The 21,122-nt window shown below is 70.9% G+C and carries 21 protein-coding genes; 9 read left to right on the plus strand and 12 right to left on the minus strand.

What is annotated here, in order from left to right:
* Positions 1-9 precede the first annotated feature (9 nt).
* The 7 genes from K4S16_RS33620 to K4S16_RS33650 are packed head-to-tail and all read left to right on the plus strand — an operon-like array spanning position 10 to position 5,968.
* Complete coding sequence (locus tag K4S16_RS33620) at positions 10-426, plus strand: hypothetical protein (RefSeq protein ID WP_149263090.1); 417 nt, start codon at positions 10-12, stop codon at positions 424-426.
* Positions 427-1,407 (plus strand): hypothetical protein, encoded by a 981-nt coding sequence (locus K4S16_RS33625; protein ID WP_149263091.1) that lies wholly within the window; start codon positions 427-429, stop codon positions 1,405-1,407.
* Positions 1,408-1,446: 39 nt separating this feature from the next.
* Positions 1,447-2,904 (plus strand): glycohydrolase toxin TNT-related protein, encoded by a 1,458-nt coding sequence (locus tag K4S16_RS33630; protein WP_149263092.1) that lies wholly within the window; start codon positions 1,447-1,449, stop codon positions 2,902-2,904.
* 2 nt (positions 2,905-2,906) lie between these two features.
* On the plus strand, positions 2,907-3,410 hold the full coding sequence (locus tag K4S16_RS33635; RefSeq protein ID WP_149263093.1) for a hypothetical protein: 504 nt from the start codon (positions 2,907-2,909) through the stop codon (positions 3,408-3,410).
* A 32-nt stretch (positions 3,411-3,442) separates the two neighbouring features.
* Positions 3,443-3,928, plus strand: a complete 486-nt coding sequence (locus K4S16_RS33640) for a hypothetical protein (RefSeq protein ID WP_149263094.1) — start codon at positions 3,443-3,445, stop codon at positions 3,926-3,928.
* Between the two features lie 28 nt (positions 3,929-3,956).
* Entirely contained in the window at positions 3,957-4,769 is an 813-nt protein-coding gene (locus K4S16_RS33645) for a hypothetical protein (RefSeq protein ID WP_149263095.1), read from the plus strand.
* Positions 4,766-5,968, plus strand: coding sequence for a hypothetical protein (locus K4S16_RS33650; protein ID WP_149263096.1), 1,203 nt, complete (start codon positions 4,766-4,768; stop codon positions 5,966-5,968). The genes K4S16_RS33645 and K4S16_RS33650 overlap by 4 nt, the downstream gene beginning before the upstream one ends.
* Before the next feature lie 129 nt (positions 5,969-6,097).
* Here K4S16_RS33650 and K4S16_RS33655 read toward each other — a convergent pair whose 3' ends face one another.
* Genes K4S16_RS33655 through K4S16_RS33670 form a run of 4 tightly spaced genes read right to left on the minus strand, consistent with a single transcriptional unit; the run spans position 6,098 to position 8,006 of the window.
* Complete coding sequence (locus K4S16_RS33655; protein WP_149263097.1) at positions 6,098-6,382, minus strand: hypothetical protein; 285 nt, start codon at positions 6,380-6,382, stop codon at positions 6,098-6,100.
* Positions 6,383-6,396: 14 nt separating this feature from the next.
* The gene (locus tag K4S16_RS33660; RefSeq protein WP_149263098.1) at positions 6,397-7,227 is read right to left on the minus strand and encodes a hypothetical protein; all 831 of its coding nucleotides are present in this window, start codon (positions 7,225-7,227) and stop codon (positions 6,397-6,399) included.
* A 12-nt stretch (positions 7,228-7,239) separates the two neighbouring features.
* Complete coding sequence (locus K4S16_RS33665) at positions 7,240-7,557, minus strand: DUF6317 family protein (protein WP_149263099.1); 318 nt, start codon at positions 7,555-7,557, stop codon at positions 7,240-7,242.
* Positions 7,554-8,006: an SAV_915 family protein gene (locus tag K4S16_RS33670; protein WP_149263100.1), complete on the minus strand. Its 453-nt coding sequence runs from the start codon at positions 8,004-8,006 to the stop codon at positions 7,554-7,556. The genes K4S16_RS33665 and K4S16_RS33670 overlap by 4 nt, the downstream gene beginning before the upstream one ends.
* A gap of 512 nt (positions 8,007-8,518) precedes the next feature.
* Here K4S16_RS33670 and K4S16_RS44625 point away from each other — a divergent pair.
* A complete protein-coding gene (locus K4S16_RS44625; protein ID WP_160161119.1) occupies positions 8,519-9,193 on the plus strand; it encodes a hypothetical protein in 675 nt (224 codons plus the stop codon).
* Here the strand turns inward: K4S16_RS44625 and K4S16_RS33680 are convergent.
* The 8 genes from K4S16_RS33680 to eccD form a co-directional block, all read right to left on the minus strand.
* Entirely contained in the window at positions 9,190-9,912 is a 723-nt protein-coding gene (locus tag K4S16_RS33680; protein ID WP_149263101.1) for a sulfotransferase, read from the minus strand. The genes K4S16_RS44625 and K4S16_RS33680 overlap by 4 nt on opposite strands.
* A gap of 4 nt (positions 9,913-9,916) precedes the next feature.
* Positions 9,917-11,230, minus strand: coding sequence for a S8 family serine peptidase (locus K4S16_RS33685; protein WP_160161121.1), 1,314 nt, complete (start codon positions 11,228-11,230; stop codon positions 9,917-9,919).
* Positions 11,231-11,315: 85 nt separating this feature from the next.
* On the minus strand, positions 11,316-12,449 hold the full coding sequence (locus tag K4S16_RS33690) for a hypothetical protein (RefSeq protein ID WP_149263103.1): 1,134 nt from the start codon (positions 12,447-12,449) through the stop codon (positions 11,316-11,318).
* A gap of 24 nt (positions 12,450-12,473) precedes the next feature.
* Positions 12,474-13,076 (minus strand): hypothetical protein, encoded by a 603-nt coding sequence (locus K4S16_RS33695; RefSeq protein ID WP_149263104.1) that lies wholly within the window; start codon positions 13,074-13,076, stop codon positions 12,474-12,476.
* Positions 13,077-13,181: 105 nt separating this feature from the next.
* Positions 13,182-13,478 (minus strand): WXG100 family type VII secretion target, encoded by a 297-nt coding sequence (locus tag K4S16_RS33700; RefSeq protein ID WP_235037235.1) that lies wholly within the window; start codon positions 13,476-13,478, stop codon positions 13,182-13,184.
* 46 nt (positions 13,479-13,524) lie between these two features.
* Positions 13,525-13,812 carry a WXG100 family type VII secretion target gene (locus K4S16_RS33705; protein ID WP_149263105.1) on the minus strand — a complete coding sequence of 96 codons (288 nt, stop codon included), beginning with the start codon at positions 13,810-13,812 and terminating at the stop codon, positions 13,525-13,527.
* A gap of 211 nt (positions 13,813-14,023) precedes the next feature.
* On the minus strand, positions 14,024-15,478 hold the full coding sequence (eccB, locus tag K4S16_RS33710; protein ID WP_149263106.1) for a type VII secretion protein EccB: 1,455 nt from the start codon (positions 15,476-15,478) through the stop codon (positions 14,024-14,026).
* Positions 15,479-15,485: 7 nt separating this feature from the next.
* Positions 15,486-16,886: a type VII secretion integral membrane protein EccD gene (gene eccD, locus K4S16_RS33715; RefSeq protein ID WP_149263107.1), complete on the minus strand. Its 1,401-nt coding sequence runs from the start codon at positions 16,884-16,886 to the stop codon at positions 15,486-15,488.
* A 166-nt stretch (positions 16,887-17,052) separates the two neighbouring features.
* On the opposite strand from eccD, the gene eccCa reads away from it, so the two are divergent.
* Positions 17,053-21,027, plus strand: a complete 3,975-nt coding sequence (eccCa, locus tag K4S16_RS33720) for a type VII secretion protein EccCa (protein WP_149263108.1) — start codon at positions 17,053-17,055, stop codon at positions 21,025-21,027.
* The last annotated feature ends 95 nt before the right edge of the window (positions 21,028-21,122 follow it).

A 21,122-nucleotide genomic window follows, 5' to 3' on the forward strand; every position in this document is an offset into this window, starting at 1 on the left:
GGGGGCGAAATGGCTGAGGAGTATCCGCAGTACTACACCTATGAGCGGAGGCCGGTCGCGTTCGTCAAGGCGCCCGACGGCGGCCTGTTCGTCTGGGCGCTGTCCCCGCGGACCGGCGAGTTCCAGCTCGACAAGTCCTACCTGGACAAGATCTGGTTCGGGACCACCGCGGACATCGACACGCTTTCCCGGGACGAGTTCATCCAGCGGGTCGAGGAGTACCGGGGACGGTATCTGCGCGGTGAAGGCCCCGCGTACGCGCTCTACGAGACCATCAACGGCCTCTTGGACGCGGCCCGTGCCGAGCCCCGCCCCCTCACGCCGGAGGAGAAGGCCCTCGTCCACACGCTGCGCCTCCGCGTCCACGACCTCTTCGAGGCGGAGCTCCGCGCGCAGGGACGGCAAGGGACGCCCGAGGACGCGTGAATGACCCCTGAAACACTCCCAGAGGTCCCGCAGGACGAGCACGAACTCGTCGGGCGGCTCTACCCGGAAAGCGCCTGGACGTTCGTCTGGGCGCGCCGGATATTGCGCGACTTCGCCGGCGACCGGGCCTCGCGTTTCCTGGTGGGGCGTCTCGAACCGGGCTGCTGGTCGGTGCTGCGCGGGGACGGCGTATGGCTGGCCGTCCGCGGCACCGGCGGAACGGCGTCCGCGCCCGCTCACACGGCTTCCTTCTCGTCGGCTCAGGACGCGGTCGCCCACGCCGCCGCAGGGCTGATCGTCGACGAGGACGCGGTGATCCACGAGGGTCTCCTGCGGGATCAGGGCGTTTTCGACAGTACTTGGGACGAGTCCGCGAAACGCCTCGTCTGCACGCTGAAGGACGAAGGCCGACGGCTCGTGGCGGCGTCTCGTGACGCCGACCGCCCCCGGTACGGGGATTCCGGCGTCACGCTCGACCACGTCCTCGAGCGCCCCCGGGGATATCAGGTGCTCCCCCGCGTGCCGCACACCGAGGACGGCCTGTTCATCTGGGCGCACGACTTCTTCGCGGCGCACGTCCGGTCGCGCCTTCCCGGCGATTTCGGGGCGAGTGCCGGAGAGGACCTTCCGGTGGACACGCTGCTGGACACCTACGCCCCGTCCGACGAGCCGTATCTGTTCACCCTGGACGCGCCTTTCGAGCGGCGCGGGCTCTTCGGGACCGGACGCGACCTCGTGCGCAGGTTCTATCTTGTCCGGCGCCCCATCCGGGTGTATCCGGGCTTCCCGGTCAACGCGACCGCCATTCCCGCGCGGGGCCTGGGCCGCGTCCGGGAGCCGTCGACAGGAGGGCAGGGGTATCTTCTGCCGCGCCCGGTAGCGGCGCTGCTCGAGGCCGGCGACATCGTCCGGCTCGGCGAAGCGGAAGCGACCCGCGTCTACCAGCGGCAGCGCGAGTCGCAGCGCCGGGCGGGCGCGTGAGAACAGCGTCGGCGACGACCGGGAACGGGAGGTGAGAGCATGTTGGACACCGCGGAGCAGGACGCGCGCCTCAACGAGATCGCCGCGCTGCTCGTCCATCTCGCGCCCGGCGGCACGGAATCCATGAAGTTCGCCTATTCCGCCGTCGGCACGTCCTTCGAGCAGGCCGCCGTCCCCTATGGATTCAACCGGACGGAGGCGCTGCTCCCGTTCACCGGCATCTACTCCCTGCTGCGCGACCTCCGATCGCGCATGCATGTGGAAGGCGACGGCACGTGGCTGGAAATGGACCTGAAGGTCGAGCTGCGGCCCGCTTCCTCCTCACTCGCGGACGGCGGGATCCCGCGGTGGGAGGTCAGGTTCAAGAGCGTTGACGAGATCACGTTCATGGACGAGATCCCCCCGGCCGCCGCGGCCGAAGAGCTGCGCATGTTCCCGCAGGAACCCCATCGCGTCCCCGAGTGGATGGCGGAACTGGCGGCCGCGCAGGAGGCGGCGGACCGGTTCGAGCCGGACGGGTTCGCTCCGCAGCCCGAAACCGACCTCGAAGCGGCCCTGCCCGATGGCCTCGACGGGTTGTTCGCGGCGGCGCGCGACCGGCTGCTCGACTTCCTCCCCCCGGAGAACGCCGACCGGTTCCTGGTCGGCCGTCTGGCGGAGGGATGCTGGTCGGTCGTCCACCTGGCTCCCGCCTGGCTGGCCGTGCGCATGAAGGACGGCGTGTGCGCCGAGCGGCACGCGTACACCGATCCCGCGGCCGCCGCCGCGGCCGCTGCCGGTGCCGTGATCGCCGAGGCCGGCGTGGAGGTGAACTCCTCGGTCCTGCGGGGCGCCGGCGTCCTGAGCGAGACCACCGCCCCCAGAATGAACATCGACGCCTGGACGCTCGACTCCTCCGCGCGGAACGGGATCAAGCAGATCCGCCGTACGATCGCCGCCGAGCGGCCACGGCCCGCCACCGGCCGAGGACGCCGCTACTTCGCGCTGTTGCCACTGGCGAACAGGCCGGGCGGGTACTTCGTCGTGCATCCCAGCCCGGTCCCGGCGAAGGGCGATTTCGTCAGCACGCACGAGATCTTCGCATGGCACGTCCGGTCATCGCTGCCCAAGGCCAAGGTCCCGCCGCCCGCCCCCGACGAAACGGTGACGCTGGAAGCCGGAACGGAACTGGACACCTACGACGGGGATAACCTCGGCACCCTCTTCACCATCGGCACGCCGTTCGAGAGACGGCAACTGCACGGGTATCCGGAGGACACCCCCTACCGGGTCTACCGGCTCCTGCGGCCGCTTGAGGCGACCGTCTTCGTCCCGGACTCCAGGACCGTCTACCGGCCGGGAGAACGCGGACCGAAGCGGCTGCCCGACGAGCGCGGCCGGGCCTACGTCCTCGAACGCTCGATCCGCGGCCACCTCGAGGCCGGTGACATCGTCGAGATCAGCGAGCCCGGGGGCACACCCGTCCCGCTCCGGGACAAATGGGACTTCGGGGAGTAGGAATGGCCAGGAGAGAGCCCGTACGGCTCGCCGCACCCGACGTCCCGCCGCAGGAGCCGCGCCCCTACGACGCGGAGCGCCACGCGCTGCTCCTCGACCGCATGAAGCAGGCCCTGACCGAGGTCGCGCCGGCGGGCTGGAAACGCATCGACCTCAAGATCCGCATGCTGGTCGGCGTGTGCGATGTCCAACTGACGGTGGTGCGAAAGAACGGCGGTAGGCCATTGGTGGAGCCCATGCCGGAACTCGTCGAAATGGCTGCGGAAATCCGGTCGCTCATGTACCGGCCCGGCCAGGGGACCTGGTTCGGAATGCGGTTCATGATGGACCCGCCGGACGCTTTCTGGGTGAGCTACAACCGCGCGTTCGATCCCTTGTGGGACCCGCCGCTCTCCGCCGCGGAATGGCGACGCGACCTCGACGTCTTCCCCCGCGCGGACGCGCACGTCCCGGAATGGCTCGGTGCGCGGCTGGGAACGCACGGCCCGATGCGGCGGGAGCAATAGACTTGCGCGACGAGGAGAGGAGCAGCGACACGATGAACCAGCCCCCCGCCGAGGCGTCGGTTCCGCCGCAGGAGCCCCGGCCCTACGATCGGCAGCGCTACGAGGAGCTGACGCAGCAACTCGGACGGGCGGTGCTGCAGGTCGCCCCGGCGGGCTGGCGGCGGATCGACCTGAAGATCCTCATGCTGGCCGGCGTCACCGACCTCCGCCTCACCGTGATCATGCCGGACGGGGGCTCCCCCGCCGTCGACCCGCCCCGCGAGTGCGCGCTCGTCGCGGGCGAGCTGCGGTCGATGATGTACCGGCCCGGCGAGGGGACCTGGTTCGGGATGCGGTTCATGATGGACCCGCCGAGCGCCTACTGGGTCAGCTTCAACGGGGACTTCGACCCCCTGTGGGACCCGCCCGTCCCGCCCGAGGCGTGGGCCCGCGACCTCGCGGCGTTCCCCCGCGCGGACGAGCACATCCCCGGCTGGCTGCGAGAGCGGCTCGACCAGGCAGCAGGCGCGGGCCGATGACCCTCGGACGGACGGAAAGAGGTAAGTCGTGAGCGAGAACGGGCCGCTGAACCCCGTCGAGCAGAACGACCTGCTCCAGCAGATCACCCTGCTGCTGACGCACACCCTGCCCCCGGGGTGGGGGGAATGCACGGTCGTGCACCGCTCGCTCGGGTCGCACACCGAGACCCTGGGGCAGCTCCGCATGGTCACCGGGCCCGGGCTGCCCAGCCCGTTCGACGTGCCCGCCGCGCTCGGCGAGCTGTTCGAGCGGCTGCGCGCCGGCATGTACGCCCCCGGCCTCGGCACCTGGTTCTCCGCCACCTTCAAGCTGACGTTCCCGTTCACCTACGACGTCCGGTACGACCGCGAGGGCGAGCCGCGCTGGCAGAGCCCGCCGCCCCCGGACGCGTCGGACGACGAACGCCGCAGGTTCCCGCGCGACTCCGAGCACACCCCCGCCTGGCTGAGCACCCCGCAGGCGCAAGGCATGCGCATCGCCAAGCCCTTCGACGGCACGGCCCCCGACGGGCGGCCCGAGGCGCGGCGGCCCGACGTCCCCGGCGCGGAGCGCGACGCGATGGTCCGCTACCTGGAGCAGGCCCCGATCGTGCTGGCGGCGCGCAGCTACGACAGCGACGCCCTCGACCCGGACCACGCGCGGAACGTCCCGCTGACCTTCCACACCGACGGCACGTGGATCTGGCCCGGCGCCGTCGGCTACTACCTGCGCGCCCACGGCGTCCCTCCCGAGCCCGAGCTCGCAGCCCACATCCGGCAGACCGGGTTCCGGGTGCCGGACGTCGCCGACGACGTCCGCTCCGCCGCGGTCGCGACCATCACCGGCTCGGAGTCGTCATGAACCTCCCCCCGCCGAACGGCCCGCAGGGCTTCCCCCAGGCGCCGCGGATCGCGGAGTCGAGCGAGTCGTACTCCTACACGACCCGCACGCCGATCGTGTACCTCCCCGTGATGCTGAACGGCCTCCACGTCGGGTACCTGTGGGCGGGCATGGACGACAGGTCCGCCGGCTTCATCCGCCGCAACCAGTACGTGCAGGAGGCGTTCGGAGCGCCCGCCGTGTGGTCGGAGCGGCTCCGGGAGTCCTACACGCGGGGGCTGCCGTCCCGCGAGGCGATCCGGCAGTGGATCGGCCGCCCCGAGGACCCGCGCGGCGGCGGCGTCCCCGCCGATGCCCGCGAGGAGACCGCGGACGGCAGGCAGGCCCTGGCCGAACTGGCCAACCCCGGCGCCGAACGCTCCCCGTGGGAGTCCCTCAGCCACGGCGAGTTCCCCGACGGCACCCCGATGGACCGGTCGGAGGGCTGGGGGCCGCTGCACTTCGAGCTGCCGCCGAGCTACGACCTGACCACCGACGGGCCCGTCCGGTACCTGCCGGTCGTGCAGGACGGCGTCGTCCTCGGCTACCTCTGGCAGGGCGGCACCGCGGCCCTCTTCCTGCCCCGCGCCGACGCGGCCGCCCTCGGCAGCGACGCCGCCGGCGTCTGGATCCAGCGGCTCCGCGACCTGCACGCCCGGAACGTCCCCGCGTCCGAGGTCCTCTCCCACTGCCGCACCATGCCCGCCGACCCCGTCGCGGGCGCCGTCCCCCCGGACGCGGCCGTGCAGGACTCGCCCACCCTGGCCGCCCTCCGCGACCGCGCGGACGCGTACGAGCAGTCGCTGCGCCTGGCCAACAACCCGGTCCCGGGCGACCCGGAGACCATGAAGCGCCCCGCCCTCGACCCGGCCGAACGCGACGCGGTCCTGCGCTACCTGCGCGAGGCCCCGGTCGTCTACGACAGCGGACGCCTCTTCTCCGACGCCTTCGACCCGGCGCGCCCGTCCACCGTCCCCGACACCTACCAGACGGACGGCACCTGGATCTGGCTGGGCGGAGTCCCCCACCACCTGGAGCACCACGGCATCCCGCCCGAGCCCGACCTCCTGCACCACATCCGGGCCGCGAACGCCCAACTCCCCCCGGAAGACCCCGCCACCCGCGAACGAGCAAAACGCACCCTCCGCTGGCACCGACTCCTCGTCCCACCCCCCATGTGACCCCCCGCAGGATCGACCGGGCGCCGCGAATACGCTGACAGGCCGCAGCCCCACTGCGGCTGAACGCAGGCCGGACCTATCGTGCGCGAGCCGCCCTCGACGACCGCAGGGAGTGACGGACGGGTCACATCAGTCGAACGGGTCCTTTCTGATCTGGCGCACCGAATTGATCAGGACGAGGGCCCCGGCACCGAATCCGAGGCACGCCGACCCCAGCATCACCACTCCCCCGACCGCATCGGACCTGGCCAGCGCGAACGTGATCAGGAACACTCCCATAAAGAAGTTCGCGACGACGACGTACTGCATGCCTTCCAGTCCCGTGCCTCGCCGAACCCGCAGCAGGCAGTTGGCTGACGAGAACAGGCTGAGCACGATGAGCCCCGCACCGACCAGCAGCTCGAAATGCTTCATTCGTCTCAACTCTGCTAGAAGAGGTCCTCTATACCGCCCCATATGCCGCCACCGCTGGAACCGATCAGGCCCCCGATGGCGGCACCCGTGCCTATCCCGGGAGGCCCCCCCACCACGCCGATGACGCCGCCGACGAAGGCCCCGACCGTACCTCCCACCCCCAACCCCGTCAGCGTTTTGCTCCCGGTCACCTGATCGAACAACGACTTCTCGCCGGGCACCTGCTCCCTGAGACCATCCTCGATCTTGGAGATGGTCTTCTGCAGCTCGCGGGGGACGTACTGGTTGTGCTCGAGGTCGTCCAGCGCCTTGACCGCCGACCAACCTCCCGCTTTACCCGAGTACAGCGCGATGAGTTTCTCGGCCGCTTCCTTCTGCGCCTTCTGGGAGAGCTTGTCGGCCTCCCGGCCGGCCTTGGCCTGCTCGGATCGCAGCGCGGCCTGCGCCACCCCCGGGTCACCGCCGAAGTTGGTCAGGCCGACGGTCCGCGCCAGTTCGTCCACTCTTTCCACAAGCTTCTTCTGGATCCAGGCCAACGCGACCGCCAGGTCCGCGATGACATCGCCTACACCATCCTCGAAGGTGGAGAGTTTCTGGGCGAACTGCGTGTCCTTCTCCCACGCCTCATTGAAGCTCTTGGCCGCGTCTCCCCGCCACCCCGCGTCCTTCGTCACGCGGTGAACCGACTTGTTGACGTCGGAAACGATCCGCTCGTCCGCGGACACGTACTTGTGCAGGGTGTTGGCCAGTCCCGCCAGGCCAACGAAGTCCACGCCTATGTTCCACTGCCCGCCGATCGTGTTGTACGGCAGAGCGACAGGGGAGTCTCCGTCCTTGGGAGCCATCTGAAAGGTCTCCTACTGAATCGCGTCGGGGTTGGCGAGCGCCTGCGCCAAGCGTTCGATCAGATCCCGGTTCTTCAATTCAGACGTCAGGTAGACGTCATGCGCGCGGCGCAACTTCACCGAGTGCGCCTCCATGGACGCGGCAACGGCATCATGCATGGCGCCGATCGCCTGCAAGACCTTCGGCAGCACCAGTTGGAGGGTCGGCTCGTTGACGTGCGGAGCCGGAGGGCCCGCCTTGGGGACGATGTCGCCGAACTCCTTGCCGTGCACATGAAAGGCCTTCGATGCCGCCAGCAGGTCCTTGAAGACCACCTGCACCTCGGTCATGACGATCTCCCCAGCTCTCGTCTGATCAGGGCCTCATGCTCGGCAGCCTCGCGGGCGGTCCACCGCTCCGCATCCGGATCCACGGTCGGATCGACGGCCAGAAAGCGCGCACCCATGAGGTCGACCAAGGTCTCAAGTCTGATCGTCACCCAGGGTTGGACGGCGCCGAGCTGCTCCACGAGCTTCTGCTCGCTGGAGAAGACGGGCAAAGCCGAACGCCCGGGTTCGAGCTCCCGGGTCTCGTAGCCGATGACGACCTCGCCGTCGCGGACCAGCGGATGAGCCGGTACGTACATCGACTGGGATGCATCGAGCGCCGAGGAAGCCCCCTGGACGGCCTCACCGCCACTGGCAGACGGCAGACCTGCTTTCGGCTGACATCTTCCCGCATATGGCGTATTAGTATTGAGTAATTTCTCGATGGAATCAACGTCTTTCTCATTTGCCATAATCTTCCTGTCATCACGATTGATATCACTTGGCGCACGATTTGCCCATTAGCTCGTTGGGGAGAATAACAGCTTCATTGACCCGTGTCACCAAGTACGTGAACATCGGCTTGCCCCGACGCCGGCGGCCGGTTCGATGTTCGGCCTGTCCGAAGCTGCCCGGCGACAGCTCACCGTTCGGGCGGCCGCCGGTTCGGGCTTGAACGCCGCAGGAGGGGAACGGGCTCGGCGTTCACGGAGATCGTCTCCGCTGATCAGTTGTGCCTGCGCCGGGGGTGGGGGGAAGGTGTTAGCCTCGCGGCGGAGTGTCGGCGTCGGGTTGGGGGCTCGCAACCTTGTCGGATGGGGGGCGTCCGGAGTTCTTGGCTCCGGACCAGCAGCTGGACGGGTCTGACCGGCTGGGCGAAGAGGCGCGCGTCGAGGTTCCGGAGTCGGTCGAGGTTTCAGAACCGGCCGTCGGGGGGCCTGAGGCGCATGTCGCCGCGCCGCATCGGTGGTGGGCGAGTCGGTGGGTGTTGGGGGCCGGTGCGCTGGTCCTGGTCGCCGCCGCCGGGGGCGTCTGGGCCGTGAGCGGGTCTTCGGGCGAGTCGGGGCCTGCTCGGTTCACGTCCATGCCCGAGCCGTGCTCGCTGGTGCCCGGGGAGACGCTCGAACGGTACGTGCCCATGTCCGACCCGCCCGTCCCCAGCAAGGCGAGGAACTCGCCGGACGAGCGGTACGAGGCGTGCGAGTGGGCGGAGCCGGTGGGGGCCAAGGGCGTCAGCACGTCCCGGCGGCTGAACGTCTCGGTGCGGCTGCATCTGGACGGGCTCGCGGCGGCGAAGTCCGAGTACGGCGCGGCGTGGGACGGGGCCCGGTCCATGGCGGGCACGGCGAAGGGCGCGCCCGGTTCCCTGCACGCCGAGGCCCCCGCCGCGATAGGCATCGGCGACCAGGCGTTCACGCAGCATCTGACGCTCACCGGGCCGCTCGGCCGGTCCGGTTCCGTCGCCGCGACGGTGCGCCTGCGCAACGCGGTCATCAGCGTCCGGTTCCGGGGGACGACGTCGCCGCTCGGCGTGGACGGCTCCCCCAAGATCGGCAAGGCCGTGCCGCTGGACGAGGCGGCCGCGCGGGCGGGCGCCGAGGCGGCCGCCCGGGAGATCGCGAAGACGCTCGCGGCGTGCGAGGACTGCCTGAGCCGCTAGTCCGGCGGGTAGCCCCAGGCGACGCAGACGTCCTTCAGCTGCGGCGGCGGAGGGCCGGGGACCAGCAGATCCGACTGGATCCGACCGGACTTGATCTTCTCCATCCAGTCGCCGAGCCCGGGGACGAAGGTGTCCGTGCCCGCCTTCCCGTAGTCGAGCATCTCCTCCTCCCACTCGACGCCGAGGAAGTCGCAGAGGCCCCGGACGATCCCAGCCGGGTCGCCGACCAGGTCCTCGTACCGGACGGTCGGGCCCGGCAGCTCCGTGCGGGCGGCCTCGACCGCCTCGCAGTACCGGACGATGTCGGCGACCAGGTCGTCGCGGGAGTAGTACGGCCGGGCGTTGCGCCAGGACCGCAGGATCGCGGCCGGGTGGCGGATCAGGAAGACGAACCGGGCGTCGGGCCAGCAGGCCGCGATCTCGTCGCGGATGAAGACGTCGTTGGGCGACTTGTTGACCAGGTGCCGCTTGCCGCTGCGCGCGAGCTCCTCGGCGAGGACCGCGTCCCAGAGCAGGAAGCGCAGCTCGCGTTCGGTGTGCCCGAGCCGCTCCATCGAGGCGGCGACCTGGCGGGACTCGAAGCCCACCGTGATGTCGCCGAGGTGCGTCTCGTGCGGGGCGTGCAGTTCGGAATGCGCGCCGAGGACGGCGCGCAGCAGCGTCGAACCCGTCCGCACCGACGAGAGGATGAACGTCGGCGCGGTCAGCCTCCGGCGCATCCCGTCAGCGGCCGGGCGGCGGGTTCTGCGGTCCACCGGCCGGCGGGCCCGCCGGGGGCCGCTGCTGCGGACCCGACTGGTACGGCGACTGCTGCGGGCCGGACTGGGGCGCGCCGAACGGCTGCGGCGGGCCCATGGGCCCCGGCATCGGCCCGGACGGCGCGGCGGGCTTCTTGCGGCCCCGCATGACCAGGAACACGACGCCGCCCACGACGATCAGCACGACCACGACGCCGACCACGATGAGGATCGGGAAGCCGCCGGAGTCGTCCTTCTCGGCGGCCGTCTTCGTGGTCCCGGCCCCGGCCTTCTTCGCACCCGCCACCTTGTCGAGCCGCTCGTACACCGGGTTCGGCGCGCTCGACGGGACGTTCTGCTTGAGGGCGCGCGGAATGCTGATGACCCCGTAGCCGAGCAGATCGTCCTTGCCGGGCGGGCCGAAGTCCTTGGCGGTGGCCGTCAGGCGCTGCACGACCTGGCGCGCAGGCATCTGCGGGTAGCGGCTGCGGATGAGGGCGACGGCGCCAGAGGTCAGCGCGGACGCTTGGCTCGTCCCCTCGCCCGCGTTGTAGGCGTGGCCGTCCTTGTTGATCCAGCCGACGTCCGCGCCCGGGGCGCCAACGGTGACGTAGGGTTGCCGCTGGGTCGACTTCCACGGCTTGCCGTTCTGTCCGAGCGCGCCCACGGCGACGACGCCCGGGCAAGACGCCGGATAAGCGGGCTTGTTGTTGAAGTCGCCGGAGTTGCCAGCGCTAGCGACGATGACGACGTCCTTCGCGGCGGCGTACTCGATGGCTTCGAGTAGTTGCGGCGGGCACTGGTTCGGATAGATGTCGGCGGACTCACTGGCCTCCGAGATGTTGATCACCTTGGCGCCGTGATCGACCGCGTAGCGGACGGCCTTGCCCGTCGTGGTGCCGCTCAACGAGGCGACGATCGGGAGGATCTTGGCCTCGGGAGCAATGCCCACGAACCCCGTCTTGGTGCCCTGCGAGGCGATGAGGCTCGCCATGCCCGTGCCGTGGCCGTGCTTGTAGGCGTCGGTGTCCTGCCTGCCGTCCCCGCCGTTGCCGGTCAGGTCGATGCCGGGGATCACCACGGGCCGCATGTCGGGCAGTTGCGCATTGACGCCCGTGTCGATGACGGCGACCGTCACGCCCTTGCCCTTGGTGATGGGCCACACGTCCTGCTGGATGCCCCACGAGTCGAACCACCACTGGTCCGCCCTGGGCCCCGGGGTAGCGTGCGCGGGTGCGAGCGGCGCCGCCGCCAGTCCGATCGCCGCCACCGCCGCCGCCGTCCGAAGCAGCCACCGCATCTGTCGCACACTCCCTAGTCCGCCGCGCCGGTGCGGGCGGACGCGGCCCGTGGCCCCGTCCGCCCGCATCACGTCCCGTTCGGGTTCAGCCGATCACCGGAGGAGCGGTGTCGTCGTCGGCTCCCCAGACGTCCTCATCTTCAGTGAGCCACGTGTTGCGCTCGCGCTCCTCGTCCTTGCCGCCCTGGGCGCCCTGCCCCATCGGCATGCCGCCCATGGGTCCGCGCATGCCCGCGCCGGCGCGGCCGGCTCCGCCGAGGCCTGCGCCGCCGCCGAAGGCGCCGCCGGGACCGCCCGCCGAGCCCGTGCCCGCGCCCGCACCGCCGAAGCCGCCCGGGTCGGCGCCGAAGCCGGGGCCGCCGCCCGGGCCGCCGCCGAGACCGGGGCCGCCGCCGGGGGGACCGCCGCCGGGCATGCCCGACAGATCGGTACCCGTGTGGCCGCCGAACGGGTTACTGCCCGGAACGCCGCCGGGCGGGTGGTACGGGCCCGTGTTGCCAGGCGGGTGGAACGGGCTGTTGGGGTTCCCACCCGGGTGGAACGGGCTGTTGTTGCCCGGCGGGTGGAACGGGCTCGCGCTGTCGGACTTCGGAAGGGGCACGCCACCCGGGCCGCCGGGCGGGCTCCCGGGGCTGCCGGGGCCACCGGGCGGGCTGCCCGGACCGCCGGGCGGGCTGCCGGGACCGCCCGGCTTGTCGTGCCCGCCACCGGCCGTGATCGGGAGGTCCTTGGTGATCTTGAGCGGGTGGCCGTCGAAGGCCTCCTTCATCCGCGTGTTGTAGTTCTTCATCAACTCGCGGGCGCGCTCGTCGTCACTGTCGGTGTTGAAGTACCCGTCCTCCATCGTCTCGCCGGTCGTCTTGTACCAGTCGAGGATGCTGGTCTTGTACCAGTTGTAGAGCTGCGCGTTGTTGTGGCTGTCGTCCGACAGCTTGCCCGACGTCTCGTACACCTGGCCGAGCTGGTCGAGGGCCTCCTGGGCCACGTCGCCCTGCCAGTGCTTGACAATCCGCTTGGCGAAGTTGTTGCGCAGTTCGTCGGTCATCTCCGCGAGGACGTCGGAGGCGTCCTTGTACGCGGTCGACGCGTGGCCGACGGACTCGGGCTTGATGCTCTTGAGCTTGTTCTTGACGTCGTCGAAGTTCTCGTCGCCGAAGCTGTAGCTCCCGAACTCCATCCCGTCCCTGATCGGGTACGACTCGGGGTTCCGCTTACCCATGGGTCCCTCCTTCCGGGGTGGCCGTCACTTGAGGTTCGGATTGCCGTTGCCGGTCGGATCGACGCCCTTGACCCGGGTGTTGGTGTTGTGGTGCGCGTTCTCGTACTGGTCCGCCGTCGCGTTGAGCTTGCCGATCACGCCGTTGTAGGCGCCCTCGATGGCGGAGATGTACTCCTGGAAGCCGGACTTGCTGGCGTTCGCGACTTCCACGAACTTCTCCGAGCCCTTGGCCCCGCCGAGGTCGGCCGTGCTGATCTGGGTGGTGCCGACCTGGTTGAGCTTGCGCTTCCAGATGTCGAGCTTGTACTTCATGTCCTTCGCGAGCTGGCGGAGCTCAGCGGGATCGACGTCGTAGCCCTTCTCGGCCTTCATGTCCCACTTGCTGCGGTCGGGCTCCTGGCCGCGCGGGAGGGCGTTCTTCGGGTCGTCCCACTTACCGGCGTGGGCGCCCGCGCTGTACTCGTAGTACAGGTCGCGCTGGCGCCACTCCGGAAGGTCGTCCCACTCGTCCTGGGTCAGGCCGTGCACCGTGACGGTCTGGCCGGCGCTGTACTGGTTGGCCCCGACGGTTTCGGTGTACTCGACGTTCTTGAGCTGCTCGTCTGTCAGATGAAACTTGTCGCCCATCGCTCGCCCTCCTGGCGAATCATGTCCCTGCCCCCGGCACGACTACGCCGTGCAGACCCCCGGCCGAGGCCCTGCACGACGTAGACCAGGGCATGTGCCCCGGGGTCAGCCCGCCCAGATGTTCTGGTTGGCCCGCTCCGCACCGCTGTAGTTGCTGTGCGCGTCGCCGATGACGACACCGAGCTGGTTCAGGACCTGCCCGATGTGGGCCGCCGCGGAGTCCCACTGGCGCTTGGCGTCCCAGTAGGCGGCCTGGGCGCCGCCCTCCCACTGGGAGAGGTGCTGTTCGAGGGTCTTCTCGAGGTCGTCGAGCTCGTCGACGAGGGCGCGGTAGGCCAGCGTGAAGTCGGCCTGGGCCTGCTGCATCGCGCCGAAATTGGCCTTTGTGTAGCTGTCGCTCACGGAAGGAGTCCTTTGCGGTCGAAGGAATGACGGGAAAGGGAGCCGATCAGGTGCCGCCGTTGAGCAGCTGGTTGATCTTGTTCACCGCGTCCTGCTGCTCCTGCTCCGTGCTCTCGTACGTGATCTTCGTGTGCACGAGCTTCTGGTGCATGCCCTCGAGGGCGGTGCGCACCTTGTTCATCTCGGTCTGGAACTCGTTGAAGACACGGTCGAACGACACCGCGGCGTTACCGGCCCAGCCGGACATGAGCTGCGACTTGTGCCCCTCGAGCTGGCTCTGCAGGCCCTTGACGATGCCCGCGGAGTCCTCGATCCGCGTGGCGGCCTGCTGCATTGCTGCTCTGTCGGCTGCGGACGTGTTACCCACAGTGTCACCTCCGTTTGCGAATTCTGGTCGCGCGCCTCAGGAGAGTGGAGAGCGGCCCACCTCGCCCGGATGGCCTGGGAGCACTCCTGACGACACGAAATGTCAATGATCATAGGCGTTTCACGCCATCTATGTCGACGTTCCTGGTGATCTAGCGGTTCGTGTGATCTGGGTCACTTCACGCCTTCGAGGTGGAGATCGGCTTGCGGGCCAGCGCCGGGTCGAGCGCGGGCCCCTGCGGGATGAGGTGGATGACGCTGGACGGGACGGGCGCCGCCTTCTTGGCGTCGTAGCCGAGCTTCTTGGCGATCTCCGCCGACGGCAGCGCGAACCGGATGCCCTGGTCGTTGACGAGCGACAGCGACCCCGAGCCTCCGCCGGAGCCGTCCCCGGAGCCGTCGCCGCCGGCGGGCACGAGGCTCATCAGCGCCGCGCCGCCGGGCGGCAGCACGATCTGGTCGATCGTGCCGGACGAGCCGGCGGTGCCGGAGCCGAGCACCCCAGCGGACGGCGCCGGAAGCGAGCCGCCCATCGTCAGCTGCGCCTTCGCGGAGCCGATCGGGAACACCGAGCACAGCGGCGTGGAGGTGTCCCAGGCGACGAACCTCGGAAGCGTCGGCGGCAGGTTGTTGTCGAGCAGCCGCGTCCCGGAGGCCCGCGCCTGCGCCGACGGGACGTCCGTCGGCAGCGGCCTGGCCTGCTCGCCCGGGTAGGCGGCGGCGGTCCTGACGTCCCGCAGCAGCAGCTGCGCCTGCGTCTCGTTGATCTGGGAGAGCCCGTCGGCGAGCATCACGTACCAGAGCGCCTGCCCGCCGGCGCCGGTCTCGGCCTTGAACACCTGCCCGACGCGGGCCGTCCCGCCGCGGGGGCCGGGGACCGCCTTGCCGCGGTCGGGGACGTCGGGCGAGCCGAAGTTGCCCGCGGCCGGGATCGCGTTCAGCCACGTCGCCGGGACCTCGACGGCGCCCGGGCCGCCGGTCAGCGCCGTCACCTGGTTCGCGGCGATCGTCAGCTGCATGCGGTGGTCCTTCCAGACCACCCACGGGACGCCGCCGGTCTGCACGACGACGGCCTCGCCCTCGCCCAGCCGGCGCCCGCCCACCTGCCGGCCGGCGGCCAGCGCGCTGATCTGCCGCTTCACGCCGGTCGGCCCGGCGGCCTCGCGGGTGCACACCGACCAGGGGCCGCGGATGAGCTGGGCGCTGTCCGGCAGCGAGTCGGGCGCGCCCTGGATGCCGATCATCGCGCCGCGCTCGAACTTCGCCAGCGACTTGCGCGACACCGTGCGCCGCTCGGGCGAGCTGTCGGAGTCGAGGGCCAGCAGCGCGGACGCGTAGTTCGCCACCGGGAACATCTTCTTGGTGTTGGCGTCGTAGATGTACTTGGTCCCGGTCTCTTTCTCGATGATGAGCTTGCCGGGTTCGTCCAGGCCCTTGGCGCCGCCCGGGGACAGGATCCCCCAGATGCCGAACACCGCGATGACGAGCAGCCCGACCATCACGCCCGCGAACGCGCCCACCGAAAGCCGCCGCATCGGCGACTCGGCGACGTCGGGTTCGCCCTGCAGCAGGGCCAGCCCGACCCGCTGCGTCATCAGGCGGTGCGCCTGGTAGAGATCCCGCCGGTTCTGCATCAGCCCGTCACCCGGCCAGCCCGCGCACGCGGGAGTAGACGTCCAGTACCGCGAGCGCGAGCGGGATCAGCGAGATCATCACGAGCATGTCGAGGATGTCGCCCCAGCGGCCCCAGACGGGGGTGGGGCGGTGGCCCGGCAGCCACAGCGTCACCGCGACGACGATCCCGGTGAGCACCAGCAGCGGGACGAGCGCCGCGGCGAGCGCGACCACCTGGCTCCCGTGCAGCGCCATCCCGATCGTCGTCAGCACCAGGCCGAACAGCCCGACCACGAGCATCCACGAGCGCTGCGAGACCCCGCGGAAGATGCGGGCCCGCAGCAGCAGCGACACCGACATCGTCGCGGACGTCGCCGGGCCGGCCCAGCCGTCCTCGCCGAACAGGAACAGCATCGCCCCCGCCGCGACCAGCGCGATCGAGGCGATGAGCCCGGTGGAGAACCGGTCGGCGGCCGCGGTGCGGGCGAGCACCTGCCGGCCGTCCACCGTCTCGGTGTCGCGGCGCAGGTCCTCGGCGCTGCTCGGGACGGGCGGCAGCGGCATCCGCGCCAGCTTGAACGACAGCGACGGGACGGCCGCGATGAACATCATCACCACCACCGCGGCGACGGCGGCGATGCCCGCGGCGGGCAGGCCGTCGAACGCGAACCCGACGCCCGCGCCGATCGCGCCGACGAACGCGGCGAACGCGACGCCGAGGAAGACCGGCAGCCCGTCGGCGATCGCGAACGCGGCGATGACGGCGGCGAGCGCGGTCAGCCCGAACCCTGCCAACAGGTGCGGGGCGCCGAGGTCGAGCAGTTCGAGGTTCTTGCGGGCGGGCGCCGCCAGCCCGGCGAGGAACGCGTACGGGAGCGCCGCGTAGCCGAGGATGACGCCGGCGCCGGAGTCGGCGACGGCCCGCGAGAGCACCGTCGCCATGATGAGGGTGACGAGCGCGACGAGCCCCGCGGCGACGGCCGGGACGATCCACGGCGGCCCGGACAGCGCGATCACGATCGCGCCCACGACCAGCGCGATCCCGCCGGCGCCGAGGCCGAAGGAGCGGGTCGTGGTGGGGCGCCACCGGTCGGTGCGCTCCCGGATCCCGGACGCGATGACGTCGGCGACGTCGTCGAAGGACATCTCCGGCAGCTGCGCCATCCGCGGCCGGAAGTACAGGATCTCCCCGTCCCGGACGCCGAGGGCGCTGGTGGTCTGCGAGGCGTCGAACGGGTCGCCGTCCAGCCGCTGCAGGACCCACCCGGAGTGGGCGAGCCCGGCGTCCGCCATGTCCTCGCCCGCGGCGCGCAGCAGCGTGGGGAGCATGTGCGCGAGCGGCACGTCGGCGGGCAGGGACACGTCGATGCGCCGTTTCGGCGCGACGATGGTGACCCTGCAGAGTTCGGTCGTGGCGGGCGAATTCACGGGAGCTCCCGTCTCCAGGTCAGATCAGGCGCGGATCCGATCGACGCGCAGCTTAGGATGTGACGTCCGCCTACGCTAAATCAACCACAAGCACCACATCACCCCCACGGGCCGGCCGTCCCCGCACCGGCCGCCCCGGCGTGAGAGCTCCCGGAGGAACGCCGAGGTGAGCACGATCCTCGTCAGGCGCAAGGAGCGCCGCAAACCACCGCCGGCCCCCAAGGGCGAGCTGCTGCTGGAGTCGCCTCCGGAGATCCCGGAGATGCAGAGCGGCGGCCTGCAGAACGTGCTCATGTACCTGCCGATGGCCGTCATGCCGGTCATGATGGGGCTGATGTTCCTGGGCGGCGGGACCAGGAGCCCGATGATGATGATCAGCAGCGGCGGCATGGCGCTGGCCATGGGCGGCATGATGCTCGGCCAGATCGGCCGCGGCTCGGGCGAGCGCAAGTTCAAGCTGAACGGTGCGCGCCGCGACTACTTCCGCTACCTGTCGCAGGTGCGGCGCAAGGTGCGGCGCGCGGCCGAGCAGCAGCGCGAGTCGCTGGAGTGGAACAGCCCGTCCCCCGACTCGCTGTGGTCGCTGGTGATGAGCGCGCGGATCTGGGAGCGGCGCCCCACCGACCCCGACTTCGGGAACGTGCGGATCGGCGCCGGGCCGCAGAAGCTCGCCGTCCAGCTGATCCCGCCGGAGACGCGCCCGATCGAGGACCTGGAGCCGATGACGGCGGGCGCGCTGCGCCGGTTCGTCCGGGCGCACTCGACGGTGCCGAACCTGCCGGTGGCGGTGTCGCTGCCGTCGTTCGCGCGCATCCTGCCGATGGGCGACATGGACGCGGTGCGCGCCATGGTCCGCGCGATGATCGCGCAGCTCACCGCGTTCCACTCGCCCGACGACATGCGGGTCAGCGTGTGCGCGTCGCCGGACGCGATGCCGCACTGGGACTGGATGAAGTGGCTGCCGCACACGATGCACCCCACGGTGACGGACGCGGCGGGACCGGTCCGGCTGATGGCGGGCAGCCTCGCCGAGCTGGAGCGGATGTTCGGCACCGAGGTGAAGGACCGGGCCCGGTTCACCCCCGGCCTCCAGCAGAGCGACCTGCCCTACCACGTGGTCATCGTGGACGGCGGCGCCGTCACCCCCGACTCGCAGATCGGCTCGGACGGCATCGAGGGCGTCTGCGTCATCGACCTGACCGGGCACGTCGCGCCGACCGCCGACAACACGATGCTGCGGTTGCGGGTCGCCCCCGACAAGATGGCGATGCTGCGCCGCGACCGCACCGGCAAGGACGTGCCGAACCTGCTCGGCCGGCCCGACCAGTTCAGCTACGTCCAGGCGGACGGCCTCGCGCGGCAGCTCGCCCCGCTGCGGGCCAGCGCCGCCGCCGGCCCCGAGCTGGACGCGCTGTCGGCCGCGACGACGCTGACGACGCTGCTCGGCGTCCCCGACCCGGCCAGGATCGACCCGCGGCAGGCGTGGCAGCCGCGGGCGCCGCGCAACCGGCTGCGGGTGCCGATCGGCCTGGACGCCGACGGCCGCCCGATCGAGCTGGACATCAAGGAGGCCGCCCAGGGCGGCTACGGCCCGCACGGCCTGTGCATCGGCGCGACCGGCTCCGGCAAGTCGGAGCTGCTGCGCACGCTGGTGCTCGGCCTCGCGATGACGCACTCGTCCGAGGTGCTGAACTTCGTCCTCGTCGACTTCAAGGGCGGCGCGACGTTCCTCGGCATGGACGGCCTCCAGCACGTCTCGGCCATCATCACGAACCTTGAGGACGAGCTCCCGCTCGTCGACCGCATGTACGACGCGCTGCACGGCGAGATGGTGCGGCGCCAGGAGTGGCTGCGCGCCGCCGGCAACTACGCCTCGCTGCGCGACTACGAGAAGGCCCGCGAGCAGGGCGCGCCGCTCAAGCCGATGCCGACCCTGTTCGTCGTGCTGGACGAGTTCTCCGAGCTGCTGTCCGCCAAGCCCGACTTCGCCGAGCTGTTCGTCATGATCGGACGGCTCGGGCGCTCGCTCGGCGTCCACCTGCTGCTCGCGTCGCAGCGGCTGGAGGAGGGCAAGCTGCGCGGGCTGGACACGCACCTGTCCTACCGGATCGGCCTGCGCACGTTCTCCTCGGCGGAGTCGCGGGTCGTGCTCGGCGTGCCCGACGCCTACGAGCTGCCGCAGGCGCCCGGCAACGGCTACCTGAAGATCGGCACCGAGACGATGACGCGGTTCCGCGCGGCCTACGTCTCGGGCCCGTACAAGCCGGAGGACGGCCGGGCGGACGAGTCGCCGCAGGGGCCGCGGCAGCTCGCGCAGATCGTCCCGTTCACGCCCGCGTACGTGCGGCCGCAGATGCAGGAGCAGGCGCAGCAGCAGGGCCGCAAGGAGGACGAGGGCCCGCAGATCAGCCTGTTCGACCTCGTCGTCAAGCAGCTCGCCGGGCACGGCCCGAAGCCGCACGAGATCTGGCTGCCGCCGCTGGAGGATCCGTCCACCCTCGACCAGGTGCTGCCGAACCTCCAGCAGACGCCGGAGTTCGGCTTCACGACGGCCGGCTGGGACGGCCGGGGGCGGCTGCACGCCTTCGCGGGCATCGTGGACAAGCCGTTCGACCAGCGCCGCGACCCGATGTGGCTGGACCTGTCCGGCGCCGCCGGCCACATCGGCGTGGCGGGCAACCCGCAGTCCGGCAAGTCGACCCTGCTGCGCACCCTGATCACCTCGCTCGCGCTGATGCACACGCCGCAGGAGGTGCAGTTCTACTGCCTGGACTTCGGCGGCGGCGCGCTCGCCGCGCTGGCCGACCTGCCGCACGTCGGCGGCGTCGCGAGCCGCCTCGACCCCGACCGCGTCCGGCGCACGGTCGCGGAGGTGTCGGGGCTGCTGGAGTCGCGGGAGCGGTTCTTCACCGAGCGGGGCATCGACTCGATCGCCGCCTACCGGCGGATGCGGGCCGAGGGGCAGATCGCCGGGGACGGCTTCGGCGACGTGTTCCTCGTCGTCGACAACTGGCTGACCGTCCGGCAGGAGTTCGAGGCCGTCGAGGCGACGGTCACCGACCTCGCCGCGCGCGGCCTCGGCTACGGCATCCACGTCGTCGCCTCGACCAACAAGTGGTCGGAGTTCCGGCTGACGATCCGCGACCTGCTCACGACGAAGCTGGAGCTGAAGCTCGGCGACCCCTACGAGTCGGAGATGGACCGCAAGCTCGCCTCGAACGTCCCCGAGGGGCGTCCGGGCCGCGGCCTCACCCGCGAGGGCCTGCACTTCCTCGGCGCGCTGCCCCGCGTCGACGGCCGCGCCTCGGCGGGCGACCTCACCGACGGCGTCCGGCACCTGGTGCAGACGATCCAGGCCGGCTGGCAGGGCCGGCCGCCCGCGCCGCCGGTGCGGATGCTGCCGGACGTGCTGCCGGCCGCGTCGCTGCCCGCCGTCGCCGAGACCGGCAAGCGCATCCCGATCGGCATCGACGAGGACACGCTGTCCCCCGTCCTGCTGGACTTCGAGAACGACCCGCACTTCGTCGTCCTCGGCGACAACGAGTGCGGCAAGTCCAACCTGCTGCGGCTCATCGTCGAGTCGATCAAGGCCAGGTACACCACCGACGAGGCGCGGATCATCATGCTCGACTACCGCCGGGCACTGCTGGACTCCGCGGAGAGCGAGCACGTCATCGGGTTCGCGGCGTCCTCGACGGCCGCGGGCGGGCTGATGAAGGACGTCCACGGCGCCCTGGTCAACCGGCTCCCTCCGTCCGACCTGACGCCCGAGCAGCTGCGCAACCGGTCGTGGTGGAGCGGGTCGGAGCTGTTCCTGGTGGTGGACGACTACGACCTGGTCGCCACCCCGTCCGGCAACCCGCTCGCGCAGCTGGCCGAGCTGCTGCCGCAGGCCCGCGACATCGGCATGCACGTGATCCTGTCCCGCACCATGGGCGGGGCGGGCCGCGCGATGTTCGACCCGGTCCTGCAGCGGCTGAAGGACATGGCCAGCCCGGCGCTGATCATGTCCGGCAACAAGGACGAGGGCAACCTGTTCGACGTGCGGCCGAGCCCGCTGCCCCCGGGCCGCGGCACCCACGCCGACCGCCGCAGCGGCAAGCGCCTCATCCAGACGGCCTTCTACGGCCAGCAGCAGTAACCGGCGGGAACGCGGAACGCCCCGGGCCCACGAGCCCGGGGCGTTCCGCGTTCCGCGGTCCGGGCTTGACTTCAAGTCGGCTTGAAGACGCAGCA

Source organism: Actinomadura sp. K4S16 (genome assembly GCF_008327685.1).
Classification (GTDB): Bacteria; Actinomycetota; Actinomycetes; order Streptosporangiales; family Streptosporangiaceae; genus Spirillospora.